This window comes from Vibrio floridensis (assembly GCF_021852965.1).
GTDB lineage: Bacteria > Pseudomonadota > Gammaproteobacteria > Enterobacterales > Vibrionaceae > Vibrio > Vibrio floridensis.
In genome coordinates, this window is the sequence record NZ_JAKGCY010000026.1 from 1 (window position 1) to 7410 (window position 7410).

Annotated in this window: 7 protein-coding genes; 4 read left to right on the forward strand and 3 right to left on the reverse strand. The window is 46.1% G+C overall.

Annotation, left to right across the window (positions count from 1 at the left end):
- The first annotated feature begins 280 nt into the window (after window positions 1-280).
- Window positions 281-1111, forward strand: coding sequence for a penicillin-insensitive murein endopeptidase (mepA, locus tag LZU85_RS19735; protein WP_237288280.1), 831 nt, complete (start codon window positions 281-283; stop codon window positions 1109-1111).
- A 34-nt stretch (window positions 1112-1145) separates the two neighbouring features.
- Here the strand turns inward: mepA and LZU85_RS19740 are convergent, their stop codons facing one another.
- The 3 genes from LZU85_RS19740 to rdgC form a co-directional block, all read right to left on the reverse strand.
- On the reverse strand, window positions 1146-1400 hold the full coding sequence (locus LZU85_RS19740) for a YfhL family 4Fe-4S dicluster ferredoxin (RefSeq protein WP_011078569.1): 255 nt from the start codon (window positions 1398-1400) through the stop codon (window positions 1146-1148).
- 3 nt (window positions 1401-1403) lie between these two features.
- On the reverse strand, window positions 1404-2804 hold the full coding sequence (gene trhP / locus LZU85_RS19745; protein ID WP_011078568.1) for a prephenate-dependent tRNA uridine(34) hydroxylase TrhP: 1401 nt from the start codon (window positions 2802-2804) through the stop codon (window positions 1404-1406).
- Between the two features lie 142 nt (window positions 2805-2946).
- The gene (gene rdgC, locus LZU85_RS19750) at window positions 2947-3861 is read right to left on the reverse strand and encodes a recombination-associated protein RdgC (RefSeq protein WP_237288282.1); all 915 of its coding nucleotides are present in this window, start codon (window positions 3859-3861) and stop codon (window positions 2947-2949) included.
- 218 nt (window positions 3862-4079) lie between these two features.
- Here rdgC and phoB point away from each other — a divergent pair, with 218 nt between their 5' ends.
- The 3 genes from phoB to LZU85_RS19765 are packed head-to-tail and all read left to right on the forward strand — an operon-like array spanning window position 4080 to window position 7038.
- Window positions 4080-4769, forward strand: a complete 690-nt coding sequence (gene phoB, locus LZU85_RS19755; RefSeq protein WP_011078566.1) for a phosphate regulon transcriptional regulator PhoB — start codon at window positions 4080-4082, stop codon at window positions 4767-4769.
- Window positions 4770-4789: 20 nt separating this feature from the next.
- A complete protein-coding gene (phoR, locus tag LZU85_RS19760) occupies window positions 4790-6088 on the forward strand; it encodes a phosphate regulon sensor histidine kinase PhoR (RefSeq protein ID WP_045621519.1) in 1299 nt (432 codons plus the stop codon).
- Window positions 6085-7038, forward strand: coding sequence for a PstS family phosphate ABC transporter substrate-binding protein (locus LZU85_RS19765; RefSeq protein WP_176299787.1), 954 nt, complete (start codon window positions 6085-6087; stop codon window positions 7036-7038). Before phoR ends, LZU85_RS19765 begins: the two co-directional genes overlap by 4 nt.
- Window positions 7039-7410 lie beyond the last annotated feature (372 nt).

Consider the following 7410-nt stretch of genomic DNA (forward strand, 5'->3'; position numbering starts at 1 on the left):
GTGTAGCTCCAATTGGCAGAGCAGCGGATTCCAAATCCGCGTGTTGGGAGTTCGAATCTCTCCACCCCTGCCATATTCAAGGCTCTGAACGAAAGTTCAGAGCCTTTTTTATTTCTTTATCATTCCTAGACGATAATCATTGCCTAATCATCTACTGCTTTCGACGATGGATATGAGTGTTACTTGTATTTCACGCTTTTGTTCACTTCAATTTAAATCATGACTTCCTAGTCGCAATATGCTTTAGAAACCTCTCTTCACAATAAGCAAGGAGCAATGAATGTTCGCTAAAATACTGGCATCATTGTGCGCGATGTATTCAATACCTATTTGGGCATTGCAAATGACAGCGTGGGAACTGGTGACCGCACCAACGCGTGAACGTGCTCAATCAATAGGATCGTACGCAAATGGCTGTTTAGATGGTGGTATCGCTTTACCACTAGAGGGGGAGGGGTATCAAGTTGTGCGTGCACAGCGTAATCGCTACTTTGCGCATCCAGAAACCGTCACTTTTATACAAGAGTTAGGCTATTACGCGGATACACATTTGGCTTCTACTCTAATGATTGCGGATGTCAGTTTACCACGAGGCGGGCGTTTTTCTTTTGGTCATGCGAGTCATCAAACCGGACTTGATATTGATGTATGGCTTAAACTAAACACCTCTCCTTTGAATAAATATGAGCTTGAACAGGCAAAGACAGCGAGTGTCGTCAATTTCGATACCATGACTATTCGTGCCGATGAATGGCGTGATGAGCAATTCGAGTTGATCCGAGCCGCAGCCGAAAATGGCAGGGTAGCAAGAATTTTTGTCCACGCCGTTATCAAGCAGCGTTTATGTCAGATGGAAACATCCAGTCATAGGTCGTGGCTGAGAAAGGTAAGGCCTTGGTGGGGACATTCTTCACACATGCATGTGAGACTCTCTTGCCCACAAGGAAGCGATGACTGTGTCGAGCAAGCTTTGCCGCCGGAGGGGGATGGTTGTGGTGAAGAAGTGTTGAGTTGGATAGAACGTCCAACACCACCGGCGAAAAAAGCACAGGAGCCAGAGCCTATCTCTGAGGCATGTGTGACGGTACTAAATCAGAAACGTGAGAAATAAATAAAGCGCCCATTGGCGCTTTATTTGATATCGATTAAGCTAAGCCTTGGATGATGACAAACTTTTCAAGCAGTTGCTCTTCCGTTTCGATGTGGTTTGGATCCGTAATGATGCATTTTGTAATAGGACAAACAGACTGACAGGTCGGCTTGTCGTAATGCCCTTTACACTCGGTGCAGAGGTTAGGGTCAATTTCAAAGATTTTATCGCCCATTGAAATCGCCCCATTTGGGCATTCCGGATCACACATGTCACAGTTGATGCACTTATCCGTGATAAGCAATGCCATAGCTTAGTTACCTGTTGGGTTACGGGTATCCTGACCTTCGTTTAGGTTACGCATAAGTAACGCGTAGCTCAGATCCATATCCTGTGGAACTGGAATAAAGACAAAGTGGCCGTTACCTTTTGCATCGTCAATTGACTCAGACTTACGGTTTTCCATCTGTTCAAGAGTGAAAATGACGTTACCTTTTGGCGTCATTAGTTCTAGGCTATCACCCACAACAAATTTATTTTTCACTTCTACTTCCGCTAAGTCACCGCGGCGTTTGCCTGTAAATTCACCAACAAACTGTTGTGAATCCGAAACGGAGTAACCGTAGTCATAATTTTGGTACGCGTCATGAGTGTGACGACGTAGGAAACCTTCTGTGTATCCACGGTGAGCAAGGCTTTCTAGTGTTCCCATTAGTGTTTCGTCAAATGGTTTGCCCGCTACCGCATCATCAATGGCTTTACGATAGACTTGCGCCGTACGTGCACAATAGTAGAAGGATTTAGTACGGCCTTCAATTTTCAGAGAATGAACACCCATCTGAGTTAAGCGCTCTACATGCTGAACTGCACGTAGATCTTTTGAGTTCATGATGTAGGTGCCGTGCTCATCTTCAAATGCTGCCATTTTTTCGTCAGGACGATGACTTTCTGATAGAAGAACAACATCGTCGATGGGTTTGCCACGACCAATGGTGGTTTCTGGGCGCTCTTCCTGCACTTCGATTGCTTGCGCAGCATTTGGATCAAACTGTTCTACGATTTGACCGGCATCGTCTTCTTTGCCTTGCTCAACCTTGTATTCCCAACGACAAGCGTTAGTACAAGTGCCTTGGTTAGGGTCGCGTTTGTTGATGTAGCCAGACAGTAAGCAACGACCAGAGTAAGCCATACACAAGGCGCCATGGACGAACACTTCGAGTTCTGTTTCTGGACACTGTTGACGAATTTCTTCGATCTCTTCGAGTGATAGCTCACGAGAAACAATGACACGCTCTACACCATAGGCAGCCCAAAACTTCACCGTTGCCCAGTTCACCGCGTTGGCTTGAACTGAAAGGTGAATCGCCATATCAGGAAAGGCTTCACGCACCATCATGATCAAGCCTGGGTCAGACATAATTAGCGCGTCTGGTCCCATATCCACAACCGGCTTCAAATCTCGGATAAACGTTTTTAGCTTAGAGTTGTGCGGTTGAATGTTACATACCACATAGAACTTCTTGCCTAAGGCATGCGCTTCGTCGATACCAATTTTTAGGTTCTCGTGATTGAACTCATTGTTACGAACACGAAGGCTGTAGCGAGGTTGCCCGGCATAAACCGCGTCAGCGCCATAAGCAAATGCGTAACGCATATTCTTTAGACTGCCCGCAGGCGACAATAGCTCAGGAACAAAGGGTGTATTTGATGTCATTGCTTGAATTCTCTTTTTATCTGATCACAGGTCAGTACGATTCCACCATATGGAATCGGGGCGCAAATTTTACGCCAAATTGTGATCCTTGACTAGGTAAAAGAGAGAAAAACGCCTTCTGTGGCGAAGGCGTTGAAAAGGCTTAAGCGTTAGGGTGAGGTAAACCACCCAGTGCTTGAAAAAGATTAGGCAAAAATGCAGACAGCTCGCCACACATGAGAGAAAAGTCCGCATCAAAGCGTGCGGCTTGATCTTCTCGCGGAATATCGTCGTTTTGATCGCGCAATTCATCAGAAAACTTCAAACGTTTGATGCTTGCATCATCGGCCAGAACAAACTCCAATCGCTCTTGCCAATTGAGGGCCAGTTTTGTCACAACTTTATCCGCAGCGATATGACTGTGAATTTCGTCGCTGGTGAGCTCTTGCTTCTTACAGCGAATGATGCCGCCATCTTCCAGAACCGATTTAAGTTCGGCTTCATCGAGTAAATGGAAACCTTGTGGTGTTTGGCCTGTTTTTACCCATTCAGTCAACGTGGTCTCAACCGCTTTTTCTGGAATCGCAGGTACAACAGGTAGGCTACCCATGGTTTTGCGCAGCAGTGCGAGCACGTCTTCTGCTTTTTTGTAGCTGCTGGCATCGACCAAAATAAACCCTTCTTTTGGCAAGATGAGCACATAGGTGTGATTACTGCGGCTGAAAGCTCGTGGTAGAAGATCAATGATGATCTCTTCTTTAAGTGTTTCTTTCTCTTTTTTCTTCAGCGGGCGGCCTTCTTGGGCTTCCATCGCTTCCACTTTGGCATTCAGTGATTCTTTGATCACCGAAGCGGGCAGCATTTTTTCTTCTTTTTTAGCACAGATAAGAATGCGGTCTTCTGACACGTGGGTCATCATATCACCGTGTCGTCCCATCGCGCTTACCCAGCCAAATTTTTGCTTATCCTGGCTGCCACAAGGCGTATAACGGAACTCTGCCAATTGTTTTTCAAGTTGATCTGCGTTGAATTCAATCTCGCGATTCACGCGATAGACCATACAGTTTTTAAACCACATAGCGCTTCTCTAAGGTAAATACAGGGGCAACATGATAGGCAATTTTTTCTGGCTTGTCCTAATCGAGTTGGAAAAAATCAAGATGAATCAACAAAGACAGTTATATGAAAATTTGTTTGCAAAGGTCACAAAAGTGTCATAATTGAACGTAATAATGCTTTCAGTTGCAAAGGGCTAGGGCCTATAAATTATTCAAACTTACATAAGGTTATTCAATTATGTCTAGAAGGATTCTGGTAGTAGAGGACGAAGCGCCAATTCGCGAAATGCTGTGTTTCGTGCTTGAACAGAAAGGTTACCAGGCGGTTGAAGCTGAAGATTATGATACGGCAGTAAACAAACTTGCTGAACCCTTCCCAGATTTAGTATTACTGGATTGGATGCTGCCAGGTGGCAGTGGCATCAATTTCATTAAGCACATGAAGCGTGAAGAGCTGACGCGTAACATCCCTGTGGTGATGTTGACGGCTCGTGGTGAAGAAGAAGACAAAGTTCGTGGCCTTGAAGTCGGTGCGGACGATTACATTACCAAGCCTTTTTCGCCAAAAGAGTTAGTGGCTCGCCTTAAAGCGGTGATTCGCCGTGTCACGCCAACCGCACTAGAAGATGTGATTGATGTTCAAGGGCTTAAACTCGATCCAGTTTCTCACCGTGTGACGGCCAATGACGCGCCTGTTGATATGGGGCCAACAGAATTCAAAATGTTGCATTTCTTTATGACCCACCAAGAGCGCGTGTACAGTCGTGAGCAACTGTTGAACAATGTGTGGGGCACCAATGTTTATGTGGAAGATCGCACGGTTGATGTTCACATTCGTCGTCTGCGTAAAGCGCTTGAAGATGCAGGGCATGATAAACTGATTCAAACAGTGCGAGGCGCGGGCTATCGTTTCTCAACGAAAGCGTAAATACCATGTCGGAGTCGTGAGTGGTTGAAAGATTAACTTGGAAAAAGCTGGCATGGGAGCTGGCTTTTTTTTACACCCCCTGGGTGATTGTTGGGTGGATATTTGGCTATATGCCGTGGCTGCTTTTGGTGGCGACGGCTTTGCAGCTTGGTTGGCATTTACACAATCAGGTACGTTTGTCTGCGTGGCTCTGGGATGAAAAGCGTTTAACGCCGCCATCGGGCAGTGGTAATTGGGAATCGCTGTTTAATGGCCTGTATCGCTTACAGCAAAGGCAGCGACGCAAGCGTAAAGAACTGACGAATTTGATCCGTCGTTTCCGCAATGGTGCAGAATCGTTGCCGGATGCGGTTGTGGTGTTTCGTGCGGAGGGCAACATTGTTTGGTGCAATAAACTGGCGCAACATCTATTAGGTTTCCATTGGCCTGAAGATTCTGGTCAGCCTATTTCTAATCTTCTTCGCACTCCTGATTTTATTAAGTATCTCTCTGGTAATGATTTTTCTGAACCGTTGGAAATGTGCTCGCCGCTAAACGTTGAACGTACGCTGGAACTGCGTATTGTTCCTTATACTGAAGGTGAGCACTTGATGGTGGTGCGTGACGTGACGCAGTTGAAACAGTTAGAAGGCATGCGTCGAAACTTTTTTGCTAATGTTTCCCATGAGTTACGTACGCCAATGACGGTGCTTCAGGGGTATCTCGAAATGACCGAAGATCCGGACATGTTGGTTGGCCCCATGTGGGGCAAAGCCCATCGTGTGATGACGGAACAGCTGAATCGAATGAACAGTTTAGTGAATCAGTTGTTAACCTTATCCAAGATCGAAGCGTCGCCAATTCATGAGTTGGATGAAGTGGTTGATGTGCCAGCCATGCTGGAAGTGCTAGAGAAAGAAGCGGTAAGTTTGAGTGGTGATAATCAGCACGCCATTTCTTTCCAAGTGGATAAAGCGCTTAAAGTCTATGCCGATGAAGATCAACTGCGCAGTGCTATTTCGAACCTAGTATACAATGCCGTGAAGTACACACCTGCTGGTGCAAACGTACAGGTTCGCTGGTATCGCAATAGCAAGGGTGCTTGCCTAGAAGTGGAAGACAGTGGTGATGGTATTGAACCGCAACATATCCATCGTCTGACAGAGCGTTTTTATCGCGTTGACAAAGCACGCTCTCGTGACACCGGGGGCAGTGGTTTAGGTCTGGCGATTGTAAAACATGCTTTGACTCATCACGACACTCATTTGGATATCCAAAGTAAAGTTGGCAGTGGCAGTAAGTTTTCATTCGTTTTACCGGCAAAGTTGGTGGCGAAATGAAACGATGGTGGTTGAGTTTATTGTTGATGGGTGGAATAAGTGCGAGTGCTCAGGCATTAGATACACCATTGCAACCTTATAAAAAAATCCCCGGTGTTTCTGGGAATTTGTTATCTGTCGGCTCGGATACGCTTGCGGGGATGACCACACTTTGGGTGGAAGAGTTTAAGGCGCTTTATCCGAACATCAATGCTCAGGTGCAAGCCTCGGGCTCCTCAACGGCGCCTCCCGCTCTGACGGAACAAACGGCGCAGTTTGGCCCAATGAGCCGCCCAATGCGTTTAAGAGAAGTGGAAGCCTTTGAGCGAACTCATGGTTATAAACCTACGGCGTTGCGAGTTGCGATTGATGCCATCGGTATTTTTGTTCATCAAGACAATCCGGTTCAAGGTCTCAACTTTCCGCAGTTGGACGCCATTTTCTCCGCGACTTTACGCTGTGGTGCAGAAGATTTTGTCAGCACGTGGGCGCAGCTTGGTATTGATGCGGAGTGGGCAAAGCGCAACTTTCAGCTCTTTGGGCGCAATTCGGTTTCTGGAACCTACGGCTACTTCAAAAAGCACGCCCTGTGTGGCGGCGATTTTAAAAGCCAAGTGAATGAGCAGCCGGGGTCGGCTTCGGTAGTGCAATCGGTGGCATCCACGCTCAGTGGCATAGGTTACTCTGGTGTGGGTTATCGTGTGGCGGGCGTGCGCCTACTTCCTATTGCTAAGCAAGGTAATGAGTTTGTTTATCCGAGTCGAGAAAACATTCTGACTGGCGATTACCCTCTTTCGCGTTATCTATATGTGTATGTCAACAAGCATCCGAATAAGCCGTTGAGTCCCATCGAAGCGGAGTTTATTAAGTTTATCTTTTCGGCACAGGGGCAAGCATTAGTGGAAAAAGATGGCTATGTATCGATCACTCGTGATTTCGCGCGAGAAGAGCTTGTAAAAGTTGGCCTGTAAAGATTGATATTTATAGGACCCCATTTCGTGTACATATTGCGTATTTAGCCGGTAACCATACTACTGGTTTGTTGAGATAGGGCGAGATAGAAGTAACAATGCTGCCGTTAATTAGATAGCTTTGTCTGTTTTGTGTTCGATTTTGCCTTGAAGAGCTTAAAAAGCAAGCAAGTGAACTTGTTTTTGTTTTTTTTTTAAAATTTCCACTTGCCAAAGAAACAACCTTGCCTATAATGCGCATCCACCGACACGGCAGACAGCGTAAGGCTTCGGCGAGGTCGGGTGAGGTAAAAGCTTCTGAGAAAATAAATTTGAAAAAGTGTTTGACTCTTCAAATTAACTCGCTAGAATTCACCTCCGCTTTGAGAGAAA